The organism is Lentzea sp. (genome assembly GCF_036380075.1).
GTDB lineage: Bacteria > Actinomycetota > Actinomycetes > Mycobacteriales > Pseudonocardiaceae > Lentzea.
Genome location: NZ_DASVFL010000072.1, coordinates 13,194 through 33,277, shown reverse-complemented (window position 1 = coordinate 33,277; position 20,084 = coordinate 13,194). Strand labels below are relative to the sequence as shown.

The window sequence follows — 20,084 nt, the reverse complement described above, 5'->3', positions numbered from 1 at the left end:
CGGGCACCGAAACCGTCAGACGCCTTCCTCCTTCGAGATCGCGTAGTAGGAGTCGACGGTGTCACCGTCGATGCCCACGTACGCGTCGACCCACGCGGCCGACGCGCGCACCAGCACGTGCAGCACGTCGAACCCCTGCCCCTGCGCCAGCGCCCGCAGCACGGACACGACCCGCCGGTCGTCCGCGCAGGCCAGCCCGCTCAGCAGCTCCGAGGCCGCGGCGACCGCGCGCTCGTCGGCCGGCGCGTCCGGGACGGTCACCGGGATGCGCGCCGACGGGTCCAGCGAGCCGCACGGGATGCCCCGCAGCAGGATCGCCGAACACGTGTCGATCGCGACCATCCGCGCCTGGTCCTGCGCGGCCAAGGCCTGCACGGCCGTCGCGGCCCACTGCCGGTCGCGGCGGTTCACCGCCCCTATCGCGGCCAGGGTCAGGTTCCTGGCCTGCACGTCGTCGAGCCGCTCCATCGACGGCCTGTCTCCTCTCCAGTCGTCCCCCGACCGGACCGCGCCCCCGCGCGTCTGTGTTGCTACAACAACGTCCATGGTCAAACGACCCGCCGGGGTGTGCATGACGACCGGAACGCAGTTCACCCGTCCGCAGCAACGGACACGGGTGAACCACGGTCCCGCGGGGGCGGAGCTCAGGCCGTCACCTGCGCCAGACGGTGCCCCGGCGCTCGTACTCCATCTGCGACTCGACCCGGTGGGCGACGCCCACCCCGAGGAACCGCTCGACGAGCCACACCGCGACGTCCAGGCCCGACGTGATCCCGCCGCCGGTGATCAGGTCGCCGTCGTCGACCACGCGCGCGTCGACCACCGTCGCGCCGTGCGCGGCGAGATCGGCCTTCGCGGCGTGGTGCGTGGTCGCGTTGCGGTCCTTCGTGATGCCGGCCGCCGCCAACGCCATCGTCCCCGTGCAGATGCCCACCGGCAGCGCCTCGGCGGCGGCGAGCCTCGCCAGGAAGTCCGCGTCCGCCATGACCTTCCGCACGCCCGACCCGTCACCGCGGTTGTAGCCGCCGCCGGGCACCACGATGACGTCGGCGCCGTGCGGGGACCAGCCGTGCGCGACGTCGAGCTCCGTGCCGTAGGCGCACCGGACCCTGCCCGGCTCCCCGGTCGTCACCAGCGTCGTCTCTATCGCGCCGCCGGACAGCCGGCCCGCCAGCCCCAGCACCTCGACGGGTGCGACGAAGTCCAGTTCCTCGACCCCGCCGAACACCACGACCTGCACTCGCAACGGACTGTCCGCCGAGGCGTGAAATCCTTGTTCCACCAGTACTTCCCCATGTCCCTTCGAGCGTTGCGACGGGTGTCAGCGTAGGTCTCGGCGAGATGGGGGCCGCGCTCAGTCCGCCGCCTGCCGCGACGGGAGGACGAGCACGACCGACAGCACGAGGACGAGGCCCAGCGCCAGCGCGTTCAGCACCTGGTCGCGCGGCTCGTACACGTGCAGCATCGTCAGGTGGTAGACGAAGTGCAGCAGGGTGAACGTCAGCAGCGCCGCACCCGCCAGCCGCACCACGACCTGGTTGCGCGCGTACCCCAGCGCCACCAGGCTCAGCACCGCGAACGCCAGGTAGGCGGCACCGACGTCCTTGCCCAGGTGCTCGTTGTAGGGGCCCAGCCGCGGCAGCCACCGCAGCCCGAAGCCGGGGAAGTCCGCGTACCAGGCCGCGGTCGCGAAGTAGGCGAAGATCCCCACGTACACCGACGTGAGCCCGATGACGGCGAGGCTGATCCGGTCCAGGAGCAGTTTCATGCCCTGTGGACGAGAACACCGGTCCATTCGTGACAGTCACGACGGTCGCGCCGCCCGGCGCAGCTCCGGTGTCACCCAAGCCGTCGCGACGCCGAGCGCCAGCACCACCAGCCCGGCGGCGAGCCCGGCCCGCGGGTCACCGGCCGCCACCGACACGCCGCCCGCCAGCACGGCGCCGAGCGGCTGCCCGAGTCCCCACGCCACCATCCGGCCCGTCGTGTTCACCCGCGACTGGAGCTCCTCCGGACAGACCTGCTGCCGGTAGGTGATGCCGTTGATCACCACGGTCGCCCCCGCCCAGCCCCAGCAGACCGCCGCCGCGCACACCACCAGCCAATGCCCGCCGACCAGCACCAGCACCCCTCCGAGCAACGACAGCGGCAACGCCCCCAACGCCACCCGCGCGTTGCCCCACCTCCGCGTGAGCCGCGGCAGCGACCGCGACGCGATGATCGCGCCCACGCCCCAGCAGCTGAACAACGCGGCCAGCCGCACGTCCCCGCTCGGCGCGACCCCCAGCACCCGGTCGGCGAACGGCACGACCACCGCCACCCACGCCCCGCTGGCCGCCGAGTGCGTCACTCCTACCAGCGTCAACGTGCGGATCACCGGCTCGCGCCAGAGGAACCGCAGACCTTCCCGCACGTCCGCGACGAGCTCACCGGCCCCCTGCACCGGCCGCGGGTTCGCCAGGCTCCGCGTGATCGCCCGCAACAACAACGCCGAGCCCACGCCGGTCAACGCGTTGACCGCGAGCAGCGCGGCGGGAGCGACGACCGCGACGAGCAGTCCGGTCAGACCGGGTACGACGAGCTCCAGCACCGTCGTACGTCCCCACAGCCTGGAATAGGCGTCGGTCAGCCGGTCCTTGCCGACCAACGCGGGCAACGCCCCGAAGTTGGCGGCGTCGAAGAACACGAACGCCGTCTGCGTCGCGAACGCCACCACCACGACGTGCGGCGCCGTCAACGCACCCGCCAGCCACGCGAGCGGCACGGTCAGCAGCGCGCCGGCGACGGCGAAGTCCAGCGCGACCATCATCCTCTGCCGGTCCAGCCGGTCGGCCAGCGCGCCGGCCGGCAGTCCGAACACCAGGTACGGCAACGCTTCCGCCGCCGTGACCGCCGACGTCCACCCCGCGGAGCCGGTCAACCGGTAGACGAGCACGGGCAGCGTCACGGCGGACACCACGGCACCGAAGACGGACAGCACTCTCGCGTTCAGGTACCGGGTGAAGTCGCGATCGGTCGCGTTGCGCTCGTCGGTGTCCCCCATGCCGTGAGCGTAAGTCGGTGGCGGTGGACCCGAGTTGTCATATCAACGGAAACGAATGCATTTCGACCGACACTGAAGGAACAGGGAAGAACGCGGCTGGACCGGGGACAGGCCGGCCCAGCCGCGTTCGGGTCCGTCAGGTCAGCACGCGAGCAGCGAGCAGGCCTTCGCGGACGACCAGTCGGTGTACATCCGGGTCGCGCCGACCGGCGTGTACTTCGCCTTCGCCTTGTTGGTCAGGGGGAACAGCGACAGCAACGCGTAAGTCGAGCAGTACACCACCTTCGACTCACCGGGCTGCAGCGCGAACGGCCCGGTCTGGCAGGACGGTTCGAAGTCGTCGACCACGGCGGCGTCCGTGATCGCGATCGGGCCGTTGTTGGTGACGGTGACGCGCCAGTACGCGGTCGCGAACAGCACGCCGAGCACACCCACGGGGGCTTGCTTCGCCCACGGCCCGGTGCCGCCCGCCTTGCAGTTCGCCGGCGTGTACGAACCGCAGATCTCCTTGTTCACCACCACGTCCGGCAGGCAGGCCGAGCCCGGCGCCACCTGTCGCGTCACGGTGTTGGACGTGAGGGTGCCCGTCGGGTCGGTCGCACCCGCGGTGTTCGCGACCGAGGTGACCGGGCAGTCCGCGGAGATCGTGGTGCGGAAGCACACCTGCGGCGCGTCACCGTTGAACTCCACCACCAGCGACGGCTGGTTGCCGCCGCCGAAGTCGGAGGCGTTGTTCAGCACGAGCGTCGCCGTCACGGTCAGCGTCGTGGCCGAGGCACCACTCAGGTCGACCGTGCCGTCCGGGGCGAAACCCGGTGTGGCGACGGGGTTCCCGCCCTGGTCGACGACCGTGACGGTGGACGCGCCGAAGTTCACGTTCGCCGGCGTGACGCCGACCAGGCGCGCCTTGCCGTACGTCGTCGCGTGCGGCTTGCCGTCGCAGTAGAACCGGCCGGGGGTGAGCGACACGGAGGCGCCGCTGCGCACGCAGGGCGACGCCCCCGTGTCAGGATCCATCGAGAACAGCACGCCCGCGTCGCCCAGGCCGATCAGACAGCCGGTGGGCGGGTCGTAGGCGTAGCCGTAGTCCCTCGTCACGCCGTTGTTGGCACTGGGGTGCGTGATGCGGGCCGGCACCCCGGCGCACGAGGCACCGGTGCTCCAGTCGTGGCACACCGCCGCGCCCGCGTACGGGCCGCCCCAGATCGGCAGGTAGCTGCGCACGCGGTTGCCGGTGCGGACGACCTCCGGGTTGAACACCAGCACACCGTTCTCCAGCCCGGCCGGGGAGACGGGCGCGGGCAGCGCCGACCCGTCGACCGCGTAGCACGTGGTGACGTTCGCGCCGGTCGTGCTGACGCAGACGCCGGTCTCCGCACCCGTTGTGCTGTAGGCGGTGTAGGCGTTGTAGGTGTAGTTGCCGAGCGGTCCGACCGGCTTGGCGGTGGCCCAGCCGGCGCAGGCGGTCGCGGTGGCCGGGTCGAAGCAGCCGAGGGTGGGCACGGAGCCGCCGGGCGTCGACGACGACGCGAACAGCTTGCCCGCGGCGACGGTGAGCGCGCCGAGGTAGTAGCCGCCGTTGTTGCTGAGCGGCACGATCGGCGCGTACGGCTGGTTCGCGCACGCGCTCTGCGACGAGATCGTCCAGCACAGCACGTGGCCGGAAGTCGCGACGCCGTAGGCGTTTCCGCCGACCTGGACCAGTCCGGCCATCTCGAACGTCTGCGCGCTGCGGTTCATCAGCGGCCAGTAGCCGCAGTTGGTCCGGGCGTCGAGGTCGAGGCAGCCGACGCCGATCGAGCCCGCGGTGGTCGCCGAGTAGTAGACGCGCGACGGGTTCTCCGGGTCGCGGACGTACTGCGGTTCGAGCGGGCTCTGGATGTCACCGGTGTTGCCGGCGCCGAGCGGGCCGGGTGTCGTGTTGAGCGGTCTCGGCCACGGGCCGCCGTCGCACGGCGCGTTGGTCGTCAGGTTCTTGCACACCAGCTTCGGGGCCGCCGCGGCCGCGTGGTGGTAGACGTTCCACGACTGCAGGGTGCCGTCCGGCGTGCGGTGCACGATCGGGGTGAAGCCGTCGCCGCCGGTGGAGCTCGCGCCGGCCTGGACGGGCGGCGGCATCAGGTTGGTGAGAGCGGTGCCACCGTTGCGCACGTTGGGGTTCGTGGCGGTGACCGTCGCGCCCTCCGTGCCGGTCCAGCCCGGCGGGACCTGCAGCGAGCCGGACACCAGCGACTGGCCCGCGCCCACGGTGTCGGTGATGGTGGCGGCACCGTTGGCGCCGCTGTCGTAGGACACGACCCAGGTGGCCGTGTCTCCGTGGGAGGCGGGGTCGGACACGCCCTGCACGGACTTGGTGAGCGAGGAGACGGGTGGCTGAGCGGCCACGACGGGGGCGGCGGCGGTGAGTGCGCTGCCCGCGAGCACGGTCGCTAGCGCCATTGCCGGCAAGCGTCTTCGCACGAGCAGATCCCTTCGGCGGTGGGAGTGGAACAGAGCGCTGACGCTAGGGATTGCGCCGAATGCCGACACCTCCCCTCACCCGCGTGCACACGATGTCCGCCCCATCAGAGCAGTGCGGCGCCGTGGCACGGGTGTCGCGGCAAGTGCTTTCCACATCGGACGCGAATGGAAAATCACCCGAACGCCCTCCGAAGTGCCCATTGGACAATCCGATGGGCGCACCACCAGGATGGGCGCGTGGCCCTCGACGCCGAAGCCAGGTCGATCGTCCTGCGCCGGTACTCCCAGCACGTGATCGAGCTGGTCCTGCTGATGGTCGTCGCGGTGCTGAGCCTCGTCCCCGGGTTCTTCCTGTCGCTGCTGCTGGTCAAGATCGGCATGCCGCCCGAGCGCTTCGCCCTCGTCGCGGTGAGCTCGATCCCGGTGGTGTCGCTGCTCGGCGTGGTGTGGATCGAGATCTGGTACCCGTACCGGCACGGCGGCGCGACACCGGCGATGCGGTGGCTGGGCATCCGGATCACGACGCTGCGCGGCGGCGAGCCGTCGTTGCGCGACTACTTCGTGCGCTGGCTGCTGATGGTCGTGGACGGGCTGTTCCTCGGCGTGGTCGGCGCGGTGCTGATCGCCGTGACGCCGCGCCACCAGCGGCTCGGGGACATGGTCGCGGGCACGGTCGTCGTCCGCCGCGTCACCTGAGCAGGCCGGTGCGCCAGGCCCAGATCGCCGTCTCGGTGCGGTTGCGGGCGCCGATCTTCTCCTGCACGTGCGCCAGGTGCGACTTCACCGTGGACAGCGACACGCGCAGGCGGTCGGCGATCTCGGCGTTGGTCCAGCCGCGGGCGACCGCCAGCACGACGTCGAGCTCACGGCCGGTCAGCGGGCTGCCCGGCTGCTCGCGCCCGCCGCCGCCGGTGAAGTGCGCGAGCAGCCGCACCGTGACGGCGGGTGAGACCAGCGCCTCTCCCCTGACCGCGGCGTGCACCGCCTCGACCAGCAGCCGCGGCCGGGCGTCCTTGAGCAGGAACCCGCACGCGCCGGCGAGCAGCGCGGCGTAGACGTTCTCGTCGACGTCGTAGGTCGTGACCACGAGCACCCGCAACGGGTCCTCGACGCCGGGCCCGGCCAGCAGCTCGGTCGCCCGCAGGCCGTCGAGCTTCGGCATGCGGATGTCCATCAGCGTCACGTCGGGGCGCAGCTGCCGCGCCAGCCGCACGGCCGACTCGCCGTCGGCGGCCTCGCTGATCACCGTGATGCCCGGTTCGGCGTCGAGGATCAGCCGGAAGCCGGTGCGCACGAGGGTCTGGTCGTCGGCGATCAGCACGCGGATGGTCATCAGATGCCCCTCGGCAGGGTGCCGGGCTCCAGCGGCAGCCTCGCGGTGACGCGCCAGCCCCCGTCGCCGTGCGGTCCCGCGGTCAGCTCGCCGCCCAGCGCGTCCATCCGCTCCCCCATGCCGACGACGCCGTGCCCGCCCTGCGCGGGAGGACCGGCCGGCGCGCCGTCGTTGTCGATCTCCAGCACGAGCTCGTCCCCGTCGGTCCTGGCCGTGACCAGCACCTCGGAGGCACGGGCGTGGCGGCGCGTGTTCGTCAACGCCTCCAGCAGGACCCGGTGCAGCGCGACGGACACCTGCGCCGGGAGCGTGAGCGTGTCGACGTCGCCGGTCATCTGCACGGACGCCTCCTCCCCCACGGCGGCGCGCACGACGTCGCCCAGCACGAGGCTCGGCGACGGCAGCGGTTCGTCGCTGCGCAGCACGCCGACGAGCCCGCGCGTCGCCGTCAGGGCCTCCGCCGCGGCCTGTTCGATCTGGTCGTAGACGTCGAGGGGGTCCTGGGGCGGTGCCGCCGGGTTCCCGGCCAGCGCCTGGGCCGCGCGGGTGCGCACCACGATGCCGGTGACGTGGTGCGCCACCAGGTCGTGCAGGTCGCGGGCGAGCTGGAGCCGGTCCTCGGTGCGGATGCGGTCCAGCTCCCGGCGGTGCCGGGCGTCGGCGTCGCGCAGGATCAGGCCGAGCGCGACCGCGGCGCCCCACGCCAGCGCGGCGGCCACGGGGAACAGCGCGGCCGGGAAGCCCAGCCCGTACCGCACGACCGGCGCGAGCACGACGGTGGCGCAGGCGGTGACGGCGAGCACCGCGGCCCGCACCGCGGGGAGCCGGCGGCACCCCGCGGCGGCCACCAGGAGCACCGCCAGCACCTCCGTCACCGGCGGCTGCGCGGGAACCCGGTCGACCAGGCCGGCGACGGCCGTGCCGAGCAGGGAGAGGGCGACGACCGCGCCACCGAGCAGCTCGATCCGGCGCGGGAACCGGCGGCGCAGCACCGCCAGGACCGCCGTCGCCTCGCCCGCGTACGGGACGATGGTGGTGAGCAACGGCCCCAGCACACCCCGCGGCGCGTCCCCGCGGGTCGCCAGCACCAGGTCCACGACGACCGCGACGACGAGCACCGCGACCTCGGCGACGAACACGCCGCGCCGCGCCGTCGTTCCCTCTGCGGTCATGCGGGCATTCTCCGCTACCGCGCCTTCTTGACGGTCTCGAAGTAGGCGTTGGACGCCGGGAGCCAGCTCGCCACCACCGCCAGCCCGGCCACCAGGGCGCCGCCGTACGCGGGCAGCGTCGCGGTTCCCTCGCCGACGAACAGGCTGACGATCTGGAGAGCGGTGAACGCGCTCAGCAGGATCCGCGCCCAGTTGCGGCCCGAGCGGAGCTTGAACGCGAGCCACAGCTGCACCAGCGCGATCACCAGCGCGATGCCGGCGAACGTGTACTGGGTGATGGTGGCGGCGCTCTGCAGCTGCTCCTCGGTCATCCGCGTGCCCGACGCCCGCAGGGCGTCGACGAGCTCGTCGCGCGTGCCCACCAGGACACCGATGGACGTCACCGCGAAGACGCAGGACACGAGGAACCCCGCGAACGCGGCGTTGACGGTCTTCGGCGGCAGGGCCCTGCCCGTTGCAGTAGTCATGATCACGACGGTAGGACCGGGTCGGAGCGGGCGGGAAAGCCCAGGAGCGCATCTCGTACTTTCGGCCGAGAGCCCGGTTGCGGCAGTCCTGCCGGACCGCCAGCATGCCGGGCCCCTCGTCCGGACGGCTCAGCGGGTGAGCGACACGCGGGTGAAGTCCACCGGGACGTCGAGCGCCACGTTGATGTAGTTCGTGAACACGTTGAGCGCCACGTGCGCGACCGTCTCGACGATCTCCTCCTGGGTCAGCCCGGCGTCCTTGGCCGCCTGGACCTCGGCGTCGCCGATCTGGCCGCGGTGCTCGACGAGAGCGGTGGCCAGGGTGAGGATCGCGGCGGTGCGCGGGTCGTCCGACCTGCCGCTCTGCGCGTTGCTCATCTCCTCGGCCGTGGCACCGGCCTTCTTGCCGAGCATGGTGTGCGCGGACAGGCAGTAGTCGCAGCGGTTCCGGTCCGCGACGGCCACCGCGATCTGCTCGCCGACCTTGGCGCCGAGCGCGCCGCCGCCGAGGGCGCCGAACTGGGCCCACATGCTGCGCAGCGCGGCCGGGGAGTTCGCGACCGCCTTGAACATGTTCGGCACCAGGCCGAAGGCGCCCTTGATCTCGGCGAGGGTCTCGGCGCGCTCGTCGGTGACCTGGTCGGGGTTGGTGAGGTCGATGCGGGACATGGTTGTTCTCTTCTTCCTTGGTGATGAGGGGTGTTGCGGGTCTTGGGCGGGGGTGTGGATCAGGCGCAGGTGCCGTCGATCGAGCACGCGCCCGCAGCCGCGGTGCCGCCGATCGCGTCCACGGGCGAGGGCGCCGTGCCGTCCAGCAGCCTGGTGACGGCGGAGGCGAGTGCCATGTCGTCGACGGCGCCGAACTTCTGGGCGCGCAGCACGCCGTCGCGGTCGATGAGCACCGTGGTGGGCGTGCCCCGCATGCGGTAGCGGCCGAACGTGACCGGCGTCGGGTGCTCGTCACCGGGGGCGTCGACACCGACCGGGAAGGTGATGCGGTACTCGTGCAGGAACGCCTTGAGGCTGACCGGGGTCATCGCCTTGTGGTGTTCGAACACCGTGTGCAGGCCGACGACGGCGAGCTCGTCGCCGAACGTCCGCGCGAGGCGCGTGGCCTGCGGGAGGGCGTGGGTCACGCAGCCGGGGCACAGCATCTGGAACGCCTCCAGCACGACCACGCGGCCGCGGAGCCGGCCGAGGTCCAGCGGGTCGCTGTTGAACCAGGCCGTCGTCTCCCAGGGCGGCGCGGGCGACAGCAGGCCGCTCGGCGGGGACAGCAGCGGGCTCACGACGTCACCACGCCCGTCCGGCGTAGGGCTGCGACCACAGCGCGACCTGGAGGGTGACCGCCTTGAACCAGGCCTGGTGCATGGCGTCCACCTCCTCGTCGGAGTGCCCGCCGGCGGCCAGGAACGGCCGGATCGTCGCGGTGATCGGGTAGATGAACGCGATGATGTGGCGCAGCGGGATGTGCGGCACCGAGTCGGCGTCGTCGGTCTCGTTCTTGTGCGGCTCGGTGTGCCGCAGCGCGATCTCGTGCTGGTAGGCCAGCCACCGCTCGTCGTACGGGCGGGTGCAGGTGTCGACGATCCAGCGGCCGAAGCGGGCGCGGACCCGTGCGAGGTAGTCGGCGATCGGCGCGCCGTCCGGGGTGGAGAAGTACGCCACCAGGTGCGGGTGCGAGCCGACGAAGCCGTACCAGACGTCGAGGATCGCGTCGATCTGTCCACTGAGGATCTCACCGGCGGTGCGCAGCGCCTCCTGGTCGGCCGGTCCGAAGAGGACGCTCGCGAGCAGGCCCTCGAGGTCGCCGGTCGTGACGGGCGACGGCGCCAGGTCCGGGTCGTCGTGGGTGTAGCCCGGTGGCGGCTGTTCGGGAGAGGTCATGTCGCTTCCTTCGATCGGGGAGGACTGCCGAGGGGATCTCCCCGGCGGGGCGAGTTCGAGTCTGCCACAAATTAGGTAGGACTCCTACCAACTTTTTCGACTGGTGACCCACGTCTCATCGCCGCGAGGACGTACCATCACCGTGGGGAGTCCTTACTGGCGAGGCGGATCGCATGACTGACACCGACGGCACGGCCGGTCTCGACCGGCGGCTGGCCGACGCGCTCGAGCGGCTCGGGCACGGCATGCGGTCACTGGCGCAGCGCACAGCGAGGGAGCACGGGCTGTCGCCGTTGCAGCAGCAGGCGGTGCTGGCGCTCGCGCTGCACCCGCAGGCGCGGCACGAGGTGGCCGCGCTCGCCGCGGAGTTCGACGTGACGACGCCGACGATGTCCGACGCCGTGACGGCGTTGGAGCGCAAGGGACTCGTGACCCGCTCCCCCGGCACGGACGGCCGCCGCCGGGTGCTCTCACTCACCGCCACGGGCGCGGAGGTCGCCCGCGGACTGTCCTCTTGGGACGATCCGCTGACGTCCGCGCTCGCCGGGATCCCCGAGGCGGACCGGGCGACGACGCTGCACACCCTGCTGCGGGTGATCGGGGACCTGCACCGCACGGGCGTGGTGAGCGTGACGCACACGTGCACGACGTGCCGGTTCTTCGGCCGCGACGAGCACCCGGACCCGGCCGTGCCGCACCACTGCCACCTGCTGCGCATACCGCTGCCGCTGGCGCAGCTGCGGACGGACTGCCCCGAGCACGAACCGGCGGACGCCCCCGCCGGCCGGCGCAGGCAGCGCGCCGCCCCCTGACCCCCGGCTCTCAGCCGTGCAGGCGCGCTGCCTGGTCCTCCAAGTGGCCGTCGAAGCGACGGCCCAGCGTCCTCGCCCACGACTCGGGCAGCACGCCGGGGTGGTCGAGCAGGCGCCGGGCCGCGGGGAGGTCGTCGCGGTCGAGGTTGACCACGCGGTGCACCTCGGCGGCGGTGATGCCGTGCAGGGGCCTGCGGGCGAGGACGATCTCGTCGCCCGCGCCGAGCCGCCCCGGCTTGAGCACCCGGAGGTAGACGCCCGTGCGGCCGGTGCGCTGGGTCCGCACGGCCAGGTCCGCGACGTCGTGCCGGGCGGCGAGCTTGTAGCAGGGCCGCCGCGGCTGGCTCACCTGGAGCAGCGCCGACCCCACGGCGTAGACGGCGCCGATCACGAGATCGGTCTCCAGGAGTCCTGACGTGGTCAGGTTCTCGCCGAACGCGGGCGTGGCCAGCTCGCCGACCTCGTCGGCCCAGGCCGCGTAGTGCTCGCTCGCGTAGAGCAGGACCGCCTTGTCCGGCCCGCCGTGGTTGTCCCGGTCGCCCTGCTCGTCCCCGGCGAGCCCGAGCGCGCCGACGTCGACCCGTCCCAGCACGGGCGTCTTCGCGATGGCCGTCGGCACGGTGCGTCCGCGCCACGACAGCTGCCGCACCGCGCCGGTGGACACCGTCAGCACGCGTCCGCCGCTCATCGGTTCCCCTCCACCACGGCGGCCGCGAAGGCGGCCCACCGCGCCAGCACGCGCACGCCCTCGGACTCCACCTCGTCGACCTCGGCGAGCGCGATCTTGTGGTCGGGCGGGAGGTGCGGCGTGATCTCCCACAGCTCCTGCGCGCCGATCTCGACGTGGAACTGGAGCCCGTAGGCGGCGCCCACCCGGAAGGCCTGGTGCGCGTAGAGGCCGGACCGGGCCAGCAGCCGCGCCCCGGCGGGCAGGTCGAACGTGTCCTCGTGCCAGTGCACCACCGGGATCCGCGGCCCCGACGGCGAGAACACCGGGTCGTCGGCCGCGATGATCTCCACCGTGCCGGCGCCGATCTCCGCGACCGGACCGCGGTGCACGGCCGCCCCGAGCGCGGCGGCGAGCAGCTGGGCGCCCAGGCAGATCCCGAGGACCGGTTTGCCGAGCCGCACGCAGTCCGCGATCAGCTCCCGCTCCGCGGCCAGGTGCGGGTGCTCGTCGTCGTCGAGTGCGCCCATCGGCCCGCCCATCACGACGAGCACGTCGAGCTGCGCGGCCGCGGGCAGCTCGTCGCCGAGGTCGGCGCGGACCACGGACACCGTGCTCCCCACCGCGAACAACGCCGGCGTGACGAGACCCGGCCCTTCGAACGCAACGTGCTGGATGACCACCGAGCGCACCGGAAGACCCTCGTTTTCTTGAACTGATCCGGACTACTTGCCCCGAACGCGCCCAGCATGACACAGTCTCGCTAGGAGTCCTAACTATCTGGTGCCGAAGGAAAACCCGCCCCCGAGGAGGCGCACTTGCCCGCCGACGACGCGGTCGCCGCCCTGCGCGGCGCCTCGCTGAGGGTCACCAAGCAGCGGGTCGCCGTGCTGGCGGCCCTGGAGCTCCACCCGCACGCCGACGTCGAGCAGCTCGGCCGGGTCGTCCGCGAGGAGCTCGGGTCCGTCTCCACGCAGGCGCTCTACGACGTGCTGACCGCGCTGGCGCAGGCCCGGCTGGTGCGCAGGCTCGAGACCGGCCAGCGGGCCCGCTTCGAGCTGCGCCGCCACGACCACGACCACCTGGTGTGCCGGGGTTGTGGCGCGGTGGCCGACGTCGAGCGGGCGGGCGACCCGGCACCACCGACGTACCCGCGGACGCACGGCTTCCGCGTCGACGAGTCCGAGGTCCTGCACTGGGGGCTGTGCCCGGAGTGCAGGTCCGGCGTTCACCGATCGGAGAAGTTCACCTGATGTCGTTCGAAGACAACACCAAGCCGCTGACCACGGCCGCCGGCGCCCCGGTCGCCGACAACCAGAACAGCCTCACCGCGGGCGCCCGCGGCCCGGTGCTGCTCCAGGACCTGTGGCTGCTGGAGAAGCTCGCCCACTTCGACCGCGAGGTCATCCCCGAGCGGCGGATGCACGCGAAGGGCTCCGGCGCGTTCGGCACGTTCACCGTCACCGGCGACCTCACGGCGTACACGAGTGCCGCGTTGTTCAGCGCGGCCGGCAACCAGTGCGAGATGTTCACGCGCTTCTCGACGGTGGCGGGCGAACGCGGTGCCGCCGACGCCGAGCGGGACATCCGCGGCTTCGCGACCCGCTTCTACACGAGCGAGGGCAACTGGGACGTGGTCGGCAACAACACGCCGGTCTTCTTCTTCCGCGACCCGCTGAAGTTCCCCGACCTCGCGCACGCCGTGAAGCGCGACCCCCGCACCAACCTGCGCGACCCGGAGAACAACTGGGGCTTCTGGACGAACCTGCCGGAGGCGCTGCACCAGGTGACGATCGTGATGAGCGACCGGGGCATCCCGCGCTCGTACCGGCACATGCACGGGTTCGGCTCGCACACCTACAGCATGATCAACGCCGCTGGCGTGCGGCACTGGGTCAAGTTCCACTTCCGCACCCGGCAGGGCATCGAGAACCTGACCGACGAGCAGGCCGGCGAGCTGATCGGCCGCGACCGCGAGTCGCACCAGCGCGACCTCTACGACGCGATCGAACGCGGCGAGCACCCCGCGTGGACGCTCTACCTCCAGGTGATGCCCGAGGCCGACGCCGCCGGGTACCGCTTCCACCCGTTCGACCTCACGAAGGTGTGGAGCAAGGAGGACTACCCGCTCGTCGAGGCCGGCGAGATGCGGCTCGACCGCAACCCGGACAACTACTTCGCCGACGTCGAGCAGGTGGCGTTCACCCCGGCGAACGTCGTGCCGGGCATCTCGCTGAGCCCGGACAAGATGTTGCAGGGCAGGCTCTTCTCCTACGGTGACGCGGCCCGCTACCGCCTCGGCGTGAACCACCACCAGATCCCGGTCAACCACCCGAACGGCGCGCGGCAGGTCAACTCCTACCACCGCGACGGCGCGATGCGCGTCGACGGCAACCAGGGCGGTGTCCCGGGCATCCAGCCGAACAACTTCGGCCGCTGGGCCGAGCAACCCGCGCACGCCGAGCCCGCGCAGGCCGTCGGCGCGGTGGCGGACCGGTTCGACTTCCGCGAGGACGACGACAACTACTTCGAACAGCCCGGCAACCTCTTCCGGCTGATGACGGGCGAGCAGCAGCAGGCGTTGTTCGAGAACACCGCGCGGGCCATCAAGGGCGCGCGCAGGGAGACCGTCGAGAAGCACGTCTTCCACTGCGGCCAGGCGGACCCGGCCTACGGCGAGGGCGTGCGCAAGGCGTGCGAGGCGATCGGCGCGCTGTGACCCCCGGTGCGGCGCTCACCCCGTGGGCGCCGCACTGATCCGGATCGGCCCGCGCCACTCCTGCCGCGGCGACAGCACTTCTCCCCCGCTCGTCACCACGACACGGCCCTGCGCGGCGAGCTCACGGGCGATGGCGCGTGCCGGTTCCATCAGGTCGCGCCAGTCGTCGTCCCCCACGGCGCGGGCGGCCTCCGACGGGCAGATCGACTTGGCCGGACCCCGTGCCCCGGCCAGTTCCAGGATCGCCCTCCCCAGGCGTTCTTCCACCGCGCTCATCCACGGAGGAATACCCCGCGAGCCGTCGGCACGAACTCGGTTTTTCCCACCGTTACGTCGGGTATGTACGATTTCGTGACCGACGTGACTCTCGATTCCCCTGACCTGCTCGTCGAGGGCTACACCGCCAGGTTCCCGGACAACGACGAGCCGGTGCTGCTCGACGCCGAGGGCCGGGAAGTGACCACCTGGCGGGAGAACTACCCGTTCACCGAACGGATGTCCCGCCCCGAGTACGACCGGCTCAAGCGCCTGCTCCAGATCGAGCTGCTCAAGCTCCAGCACTGGGTGCGCGACACCGGGCAACGGCTCGTCATCCTGTTCGAGGGCCGCGACGCCGCCGGCAAGGGCGGCACCATCAAGAGGTTCACCGAGAACCTCGACCCGCGCGGCGCGCGGACCGTCGCCCTGGAGAAGCCGAGCGAACGCGAGCTCGGCGAGTGGTACTTCCAGCGCTACGTCCGCGAACTGCCGACCGCCGGCGAGATCGTGCTGTTCGACCGCTCCTGGTACAACCGCGCCGTCGTCGAGCACGTCATGGGCTACTGCACGCAGGACCAGTACGACCTGTTCATGCGGCAGGCGCCGGTGTTCGAGCGGATGCTCGTCGACGACGGCGTGCTGCTCGTGAAGTTCTGGTTCTCGGTGTCCCGCAACGAACAGCGCACCCGGTTCGTCATCCGGCAGATCGACCCGGTGCGCCAGTGGAAGCTCAGCCCCAACGACATCAAGTCGCTCGACCGCTGGGACGACTACACCGAGGCGAAGGTCGCGATGCTGCGCGCCACGGACACCGGGATCGCGCCGTGGACGGTGGTGAAGAGCAACGACAAGAAGCGGGCCCGGATCGAGGCGATGCGCAGCGTGCTGGCCCGTTTCGCCTACGACGACAAGGACCACGCGGTGGTCGGGAACCCGGACGTGCGGGTCGTCGGTCCCGCGGCGACGTTGCTGGAGGAGGGCGAGGACGAGACCGCGTTGAGCCCCACGCCGATCGCGCCGCACGCCGAGCACGGACCCGGCCTGCACCCGGACGACTGAGCGGTGTCGAACCGGTCCTGGTGGCTAAGCTCGCCTGATGACGATGGGAACGGTTCTTCTCCTCCTCGGCGGCGGACTGCTCCTGGCCGTCCTGGTGCTCCTCGCGGTCGGAACGCTGCTGGGCCGCCGGGTCCGGCGCGGCAGGAAGCGAGGCCGCTACCCGTACCGCCCCGGCCCCGGCACCTACGACAACTCCTCGGCGGCCGGCCCTCACTGAGGTCCGGCCGGGACTCACACCGGTGCGGTGCCGGGCTTCCAGCGCACGTGCACCGCCTGGTCCGGCTCCTCCGCCCGCAGCAACGACAACCGAGGCCGGATCGCGTCCGTGCGCGACGACGGCGGTTTGCGGCTGCCCGCCCGGTACTGCACGGGCCACTCCGCGGCCGCGAAACCCTGGTCGGCGGCGGCGTGCAGGGTCCAGTGCGGGTCGTAGAGGTGCGTGCGGCCGAGCGCGCACAGGTCGGCGCGGCCCGCCAGCAGGATCGAGTTCACGTCGTCGTAGGAGGCGATGGCCCCGACGGCGATGACGGCCGCGCCCGGCACCTCGTGGCGGATCCGGTCGGCGAACGGCGTCTGGTACGAGCGGCCGTACGCCGGGCGTTCCGCCGCCGTCACCTGGCCGGTGGAGACGTCGATCGCGTCCGCGCCGTGGGCGGTGAAGGCACGGGCGATCTCCACGGCGTCGTGCCCGGTGTTGCCGTCGGGCACCCAGTCGGTCGCGGAGATGCGCACGATCATCGGCCGTTCAGCGGGCCACACGGCGCGCACGGCGTCGAAGACCTCCAACGGGAACCGCACCCTGTTCTCCACCGAGCCGCCGTAGGAGTCGGTCCGCCGGTTGGCGACCGGCGAGAGGAACGACGACAGCAGGTACCCGTGCGCGCAGTGCAGTTCGAGCAGGTCGAACCCCGCCTGGGCACCGCGCCGGGCGGCGGCGGTGAACTCGGCGGTGATCCGGTCCAGCGACGCGCGGTCGAGCTCCGCCGGCACGGGAGAACCCGGCCCGTACGGCAGGGCGGACGGGCCCACGACGTCCCAGCCGCCGGTCGGCAGCGGCTCGTCCATGCCCTCCCACATCAGCCGCGTCGACCCCTTGCGGCCGGAATGCCCCAGCTGCAACCCGATCCGGGCGGTGCTGCGCGAGTGCACGAACGACACGATGCGTTCCCACGAGTCGCGCTGTCCGTCGTTCCACAGGCCGGTGCAGCCGGGTGTGATGCGGCCCTCGGGCGACACGCACACCATCTCGGTCATCACCAGGCCCGCGCCGCCCATCGCCTTGGACCCCAGGTGCACGAGGTGGAAGTCGCCCGGCACGCCGTCGACCGCCGAGTACATGTCCATCGGCGAGACGACCACCCGGTTCTTCAGCTCCAGCCCGCCGAGCCGGAACGGCTGGAACATCGCCGGGACGACGTCCGGAAGTCCCTGCGAGGACGCGAAAGCGGCGTCGACGCGGTCGGCGAACTCCGCGTCCCGGGTGCGGAGGTTGTCGTAGGTGATGCGGCGCGACCGGGTCAGCAGGTTGAAGCAGAACCGGGTCGGCTCCTGGCCCGAGTACATGCCGATGTTCTCGAACCACTCCAGCGACGCCTGCGCGGCCCGTTGCGTCGACTCGACGACGGGACGGCGTTCCGCCTCGTAGGCGGTCAGGGCGGCCTCGACGTCGCGGTGCTCGTGCAGGCACGCGGCGAGGGCGAGCGAGTCCTCCATCGCGAGCTTGGTGCCGGAGCCGATCGAGAAGTGCGCGGTGTGCGCGGCGTCGCCGACGAGCACGAGGTTGCCGTGGTGCCAGCGCTCGTTGCGCACGGTCGTGAAGCTGAGCCACTTGGAGTTGTTGGCGAACACCTCGTGCCCGGCCAGCTCGTCCGCGAACAGCGTGCGGATCCGCGCGACGGCGGACTCGTCGGACGCGCCCGGCGGGAACTCCCCGGCGGTGTCGAAGCCGGCGCGCCGCCAGACGTCCTCGTGCATCTCGACGATGAACGTGGACCCGGTGTCGGAGTAGGGATAGCCGTGCACCTGCACGGTCCCCCACTCGGTGTCCTTGACGAAGAACTGGAACGCCTCGAACACGAGGTCGGTACCGAGCCACATGTACTTGTTGTGCCGGCGGTCGAGCGCCGGCCGGAAGACGTCCTGGCAGGACTGCCGGACCACCGAGTTGACGCCGTCCGCGCCGACGACCAGGTCGTGCGACGAGCGCAGCAGGTCCACCGGAGGTGCCGCGGTGGAGAAGTGCACGGTCACGCCGAGGTCGTGGCACCGCTGCTGCAGCAGGCCGAGCAGCTCCTTGCGGCTCATCGCCGCGAACCCCTGCCCGCCCACGGTGTGCGTCTCGCCGCGGTGGTGGATGTCGATGTCCGTCCACCGCGCGAACCGGCGCGACATCGCCGCGGCGAACTCCGGGTCGGCGTTCTCGATGCCGCCGAGGGTCTCGTCGGAGAACACCACGCCGAACCCGAACGTGACGTCCGGCGCGTCCCGCTCCCAGACGGTCACGTCGTGCGCGGGGTCGAGCTGCTTCATCAACGCGGCGAGGTAGAGGCCTCCCGGGCCACCGCCGACGATCGCGATCCTCACGCGGTCACCCCGCCCTCGTTCCGGACGCCTTCGTCCCGCACGACCTCGCGGAGCGCGAACCGCTGCAGCTTGCCGCTCGCGTTGCGCGGCAACGAGGTCAGGAACCGGACCTCGCGCGGGTACTTGTAGGGCGCGATGGTCCGCTTCACGTGGTCCTGGATCTCCTTCGCCTTGGCCGCGTCGCCGACAACGCCCTCGCGCAGCACCACGAACGCGCACACGACCGACCCGCGTTCGTCGTCGGGCTTCGCGACGACGGCGGACTCCAGCACGTCGGGGTGCGTGTCGACGGCCTCCTCGACCTCGGGCCCGCCGATGTTGTAGCCGGACGAGACGATCATGTGGTCGCTGCGGGCGTGGTAGTGGAAGTAGCCGTCCTCGTCGCGGTGGAAGACGTCGCCGGTGACGTTCCAGCCGCTCACCACGTAGTCCTCCTGCCGCTCGTCGTCGAGGTAGCGGCAGCCGACCGGGCCGATCACGCCGAGCCGTCCCGGCTCACCCGGCCCGAGCTCGACACCGTCGGGGTCGAGGATCGTGGCGCGGTAGCCCGGCACCGGCTTTCCCGTGGCGCCGGGGCGGATGTCGTCACCGGCGGCGGAGATGAAGATGTGCAGCAGCTCCGTGGCGCCGATGCCGTCGATCACCCGCAGCCCGAGCCGGTCGTGCAGCCGTTCCCAGGTCTCGCGCGGGATGTGCTCGCCGGCCGACACCGCGCCGCGCAGCCCGCGCAGCTTCTCCTCCACGCCGGCGCGCAGGATCGCCTTGTACGCGGTCGGCGCCGTCGCCAGCACCGTGACCCCGTGCTCCGCCACGAGGTCCGCGAGCTGCAACGGCGTCGCGGCCTCGGTCAGCAGCGAGCAGGCACCGGCCCGCAACGGGAAGACGACGAGCATGCCCAGCCCGAACGTGAACGCGAACGGCGCAGTGCAGGCCACCAGGTCGTCCGGCGTCAGCTTCAGCACGTGCCGGCCGAACGTGTTGTCGATCGACAGGACGTCGCGGTGGAAGTGCGCGGTGATCTTCGGCGCTCCGGTGCTGCCGGACGTGGGCGCCAGCAGCGCCACGTCGTCCGCGGCCGTGTCGACGGCGGTGAACTCCCCCGGCTTCAGCAAGGCGCGGACGGCGAGGTCCTCGTAGTCCACCACCGTCAGCGCGGGGAACGCGCGGACGTCCGCCGTGAAGCGCCGGTCCGCCAACGCCAGCGCCGGACGGGTCCGTTCCAGGACCGGCGTGAGCTCGCGGGCCCGCAGCGCGGCCATCGTCGTCACGACGATCCCGCCCGCCTTCAGCACGCCGAGCCACGCGGCGACGGTCCACGGGTTGTTGGGCGAGCGCAGCAGGACCCGGTGCCCCGGAACGAGACCGAGGTCCTCGACCAGCACCCGCGCCACCTGGTTCGACCGGGTCCGCAGCTCGCCGTAGGACCAGACCTCCCCGGCCGGTGTCCGCAGGGCGGGGCGGTCGGCGCCGAACGCCGCCGCCGGGACGTCGACCAGCTCCACGGCGGCGTTGAGGCGGTCCGGGTAGGTCAGCTCCGGCGTGGTGAACTCGATCGCCGGCCACAGCGCGGCGGGGGGCAGGTGGTCGCGGGCGAAGGTGTCCATCGGTGAGTCCTTCCGCGGGC

Annotated in this window: 22 protein-coding genes; 6 read left to right on the top strand and 16 right to left on the bottom strand. The window is 72.0% G+C overall.

Annotated elements, in window-relative coordinates:
• Positions 1-15: 15 nt before the first annotated feature.
• From VF330_RS09210 to VF330_RS09190, 5 genes are all read right to left on the bottom strand, one after another.
• Positions 16-468: a hypothetical protein gene (locus VF330_RS09210; protein WP_330851089.1), complete on the bottom strand. Its 453-nt coding sequence runs from the start codon at positions 466-468 to the stop codon at positions 16-18.
• Between the two features lie 184 nt (positions 469-652).
• Positions 653-1,282, bottom strand: coding sequence for a DJ-1/PfpI family protein (locus VF330_RS09205; RefSeq protein WP_330851088.1), 630 nt, complete (start codon positions 1,280-1,282; stop codon positions 653-655).
• A 72-nt stretch (positions 1,283-1,354) separates the two neighbouring features.
• A complete protein-coding gene (locus VF330_RS09200; RefSeq protein ID WP_330851087.1) occupies positions 1,355-1,768 on the bottom strand; it encodes a hypothetical protein in 414 nt (137 codons plus the stop codon).
• 36 nt (positions 1,769-1,804) lie between these two features.
• Positions 1,805-3,043, bottom strand: coding sequence for an MFS transporter (locus VF330_RS09195; RefSeq protein WP_330851086.1), 1,239 nt, complete (start codon positions 3,041-3,043; stop codon positions 1,805-1,807).
• A 141-nt stretch (positions 3,044-3,184) separates the two neighbouring features.
• A complete protein-coding gene (locus tag VF330_RS09190) occupies positions 3,185-5,482 on the bottom strand; it encodes a DUF7617 domain-containing protein (RefSeq protein ID WP_330851085.1) in 2,298 nt (765 codons plus the stop codon).
• Positions 5,483-5,740: 258 nt separating this feature from the next.
• Between VF330_RS09190 and VF330_RS09185 the strand changes: the two genes are divergently transcribed.
• On the top strand, positions 5,741-6,199 hold the full coding sequence (locus VF330_RS09185) for an RDD family protein (protein WP_330851084.1): 459 nt from the start codon (positions 5,741-5,743) through the stop codon (positions 6,197-6,199).
• Here the strand turns inward: VF330_RS09185 and VF330_RS09180 are convergent.
• From VF330_RS09180 to VF330_RS09155, 6 genes are all read right to left on the bottom strand, one after another.
• Positions 6,192-6,836, bottom strand: coding sequence for a response regulator transcription factor (locus VF330_RS09180; protein WP_330851083.1), 645 nt, complete (start codon positions 6,834-6,836; stop codon positions 6,192-6,194). The two genes, VF330_RS09185 and VF330_RS09180, sit on opposite strands and share 8 nt — an antisense overlap.
• Positions 6,836-8,008, bottom strand: a complete 1,173-nt coding sequence (locus VF330_RS09175) for a sensor histidine kinase (protein WP_330851082.1) — start codon at positions 8,006-8,008, stop codon at positions 6,836-6,838. Before VF330_RS09175 ends, VF330_RS09180 begins: the two co-directional genes overlap by 1 nt.
• Before the next feature lie 14 nt (positions 8,009-8,022).
• Entirely contained in the window at positions 8,023-8,475 is a 453-nt protein-coding gene (locus VF330_RS09170; RefSeq protein WP_330851081.1) for a hypothetical protein, read from the bottom strand.
• A 129-nt stretch (positions 8,476-8,604) separates the two neighbouring features.
• Positions 8,605-9,144, bottom strand: coding sequence for a peroxidase-related enzyme (locus VF330_RS09165; RefSeq protein ID WP_330851080.1), 540 nt, complete (start codon positions 9,142-9,144; stop codon positions 8,605-8,607).
• A 59-nt stretch (positions 9,145-9,203) separates the two neighbouring features.
• Entirely contained in the window at positions 9,204-9,764 is a 561-nt protein-coding gene (locus tag VF330_RS09160; protein ID WP_330851079.1) for a redoxin domain-containing protein, read from the bottom strand.
• Between the two features lie 4 nt (positions 9,765-9,768).
• A complete protein-coding gene (locus tag VF330_RS09155; RefSeq protein WP_330851078.1) occupies positions 9,769-10,362 on the bottom strand; it encodes a protoglobin domain-containing protein in 594 nt (197 codons plus the stop codon).
• A 173-nt stretch (positions 10,363-10,535) separates the two neighbouring features.
• Here VF330_RS09155 and VF330_RS09150 point away from each other — a divergent pair, with 173 nt between their 5' ends.
• Positions 10,536-11,174: a MarR family winged helix-turn-helix transcriptional regulator gene (locus VF330_RS09150; protein ID WP_330851077.1), complete on the top strand. Its 639-nt coding sequence runs from the start codon at positions 10,536-10,538 to the stop codon at positions 11,172-11,174.
• Positions 11,175-11,184: 10 nt separating this feature from the next.
• Here VF330_RS09150 and VF330_RS09145 read toward each other — a convergent pair whose 3' ends face one another.
• The gene (locus VF330_RS09145; RefSeq protein ID WP_330851076.1) at positions 11,185-11,862 is read right to left on the bottom strand and encodes an MOSC domain-containing protein; all 678 of its coding nucleotides are present in this window, start codon (positions 11,860-11,862) and stop codon (positions 11,185-11,187) included.
• Positions 11,859-12,533, bottom strand: a complete 675-nt coding sequence (locus VF330_RS09140) for a type 1 glutamine amidotransferase (RefSeq protein WP_330851075.1) — start codon at positions 12,531-12,533, stop codon at positions 11,859-11,861. Before VF330_RS09140 ends, VF330_RS09145 begins: the two co-directional genes overlap by 4 nt.
• Positions 12,534-12,659: 126 nt before the next feature.
• On the opposite strand from VF330_RS09140, the gene VF330_RS09135 reads away from it, so the two are divergent.
• A complete protein-coding gene (locus VF330_RS09135; RefSeq protein ID WP_330851074.1) occupies positions 12,660-13,094 on the top strand; it encodes a Fur family transcriptional regulator in 435 nt (144 codons plus the stop codon).
• Positions 13,094-14,560 (top strand): catalase, encoded by a 1,467-nt coding sequence (locus VF330_RS09130; RefSeq protein ID WP_330851073.1) that lies wholly within the window; start codon positions 13,094-13,096, stop codon positions 14,558-14,560. Before VF330_RS09135 ends, VF330_RS09130 begins: the two co-directional genes overlap by 1 nt.
• Positions 14,561-14,575: 15 nt before the next feature.
• On the opposite strand, the gene VF330_RS09125 is transcribed toward VF330_RS09130, so the two are convergent.
• A complete protein-coding gene (locus tag VF330_RS09125) occupies positions 14,576-14,836 on the bottom strand; it encodes a DUF3253 domain-containing protein (protein ID WP_330851072.1) in 261 nt (86 codons plus the stop codon).
• 75 nt (positions 14,837-14,911) lie between these two features.
• Between VF330_RS09125 and ppk2 the strand changes: the two genes are divergently transcribed.
• Positions 14,912-15,877: a polyphosphate kinase 2 gene (ppk2, locus tag VF330_RS09120; protein WP_330851071.1), complete on the top strand. Its 966-nt coding sequence runs from the start codon at positions 14,912-14,914 to the stop codon at positions 15,875-15,877.
• A 37-nt stretch (positions 15,878-15,914) separates the two neighbouring features.
• On the top strand, positions 15,915-16,094 hold the full coding sequence (locus VF330_RS09115) for a hypothetical protein (protein WP_330851070.1): 180 nt from the start codon (positions 15,915-15,917) through the stop codon (positions 16,092-16,094).
• 14 nt (positions 16,095-16,108) lie between these two features.
• Here the strand turns inward: VF330_RS09115 and VF330_RS09110 are convergent, their stop codons facing one another.
• Both VF330_RS09110 and VF330_RS09105 read right to left on the bottom strand, forming a co-directional pair.
• Positions 16,109-18,460: a bifunctional salicylyl-CoA 5-hydroxylase/oxidoreductase gene (locus VF330_RS09110; RefSeq protein WP_330851069.1), complete on the bottom strand. Its 2,352-nt coding sequence runs from the start codon at positions 18,458-18,460 to the stop codon at positions 16,109-16,111.
• On the bottom strand, positions 18,457-20,064 hold the full coding sequence (locus VF330_RS09105) for an AMP-binding protein (protein WP_330851068.1): 1,608 nt from the start codon (positions 20,062-20,064) through the stop codon (positions 18,457-18,459). The genes VF330_RS09110 and VF330_RS09105 overlap by 4 nt, the downstream gene beginning before the upstream one ends.
• Between the last annotated feature and the right edge of the window lie 20 nt (positions 20,065-20,084).

Excerpts from the sequence above, each read along its gene's own strand:
- VF330_RS09175 (WP_330851082.1), bottom strand. The coding sequence starts at position 8,008 with ATGACCGCAGAGGGAACGACGGCGCGGCGCGGCGTGTTCGTCGCCGAG.
- VF330_RS09210 (WP_330851089.1), bottom strand. The coding sequence starts at position 468 with ATGGAGCGGCTCGACGACGTGCAGGCCAGGAACCTGACCCTGGCCGCG.
- VF330_RS09180 (WP_330851083.1), bottom strand. The coding sequence starts at position 6,836 with ATGACCATCCGCGTGCTGATCGCCGACGACCAGACCCTCGTGCGCACC.
- VF330_RS09165 (WP_330851080.1), bottom strand. The coding sequence starts at position 9,144 with ATGTCCCGCATCGACCTCACCAACCCCGACCAGGTCACCGACGAGCGC.
- VF330_RS09105 (WP_330851068.1), bottom strand. The coding sequence starts at position 20,064 with ATGGACACCTTCGCCCGCGACCACCTGCCCCCCGCCGCGCTGTGGCCG.
- VF330_RS09130 (WP_330851073.1), top strand. The coding sequence starts at position 13,094 with ATGTCGTTCGAAGACAACACCAAGCCGCTGACCACGGCCGCCGGCGCC.
- VF330_RS09150 (WP_330851077.1), top strand. The coding sequence starts at position 10,536 with ATGACTGACACCGACGGCACGGCCGGTCTCGACCGGCGGCTGGCCGAC.
- VF330_RS09195 (WP_330851086.1), bottom strand. The coding sequence starts at position 3,043 with ATGGGGGACACCGACGAGCGCAACGCGACCGATCGCGACTTCACCCGG.
- VF330_RS09200 (WP_330851087.1), bottom strand. The coding sequence starts at position 1,768 with ATGAAACTGCTCCTGGACCGGATCAGCCTCGCCGTCATCGGGCTCACG.
- VF330_RS09155 (WP_330851078.1), bottom strand. The coding sequence starts at position 10,362 with ATGACCTCTCCCGAACAGCCGCCACCGGGCTACACCCACGACGACCCG.
- VF330_RS09170 (WP_330851081.1), bottom strand. The coding sequence starts at position 8,475 with ATGACTACTGCAACGGGCAGGGCCCTGCCGCCGAAGACCGTCAACGCC.
- VF330_RS09115 (WP_330851070.1), top strand. The coding sequence starts at position 15,915 with ATGACGATGGGAACGGTTCTTCTCCTCCTCGGCGGCGGACTGCTCCTG.
- VF330_RS09125 (WP_330851072.1), bottom strand. The coding sequence starts at position 14,836 with ATGAGCGCGGTGGAAGAACGCCTGGGGAGGGCGATCCTGGAACTGGCC.
- VF330_RS09190 (WP_330851085.1), bottom strand. The coding sequence starts at position 5,482 with ATGGCGCTAGCGACCGTGCTCGCGGGCAGCGCACTCACCGCCGCCGCC.
- VF330_RS09145 (WP_330851076.1), bottom strand. The coding sequence starts at position 11,862 with ATGAGCGGCGGACGCGTGCTGACGGTGTCCACCGGCGCGGTGCGGCAG.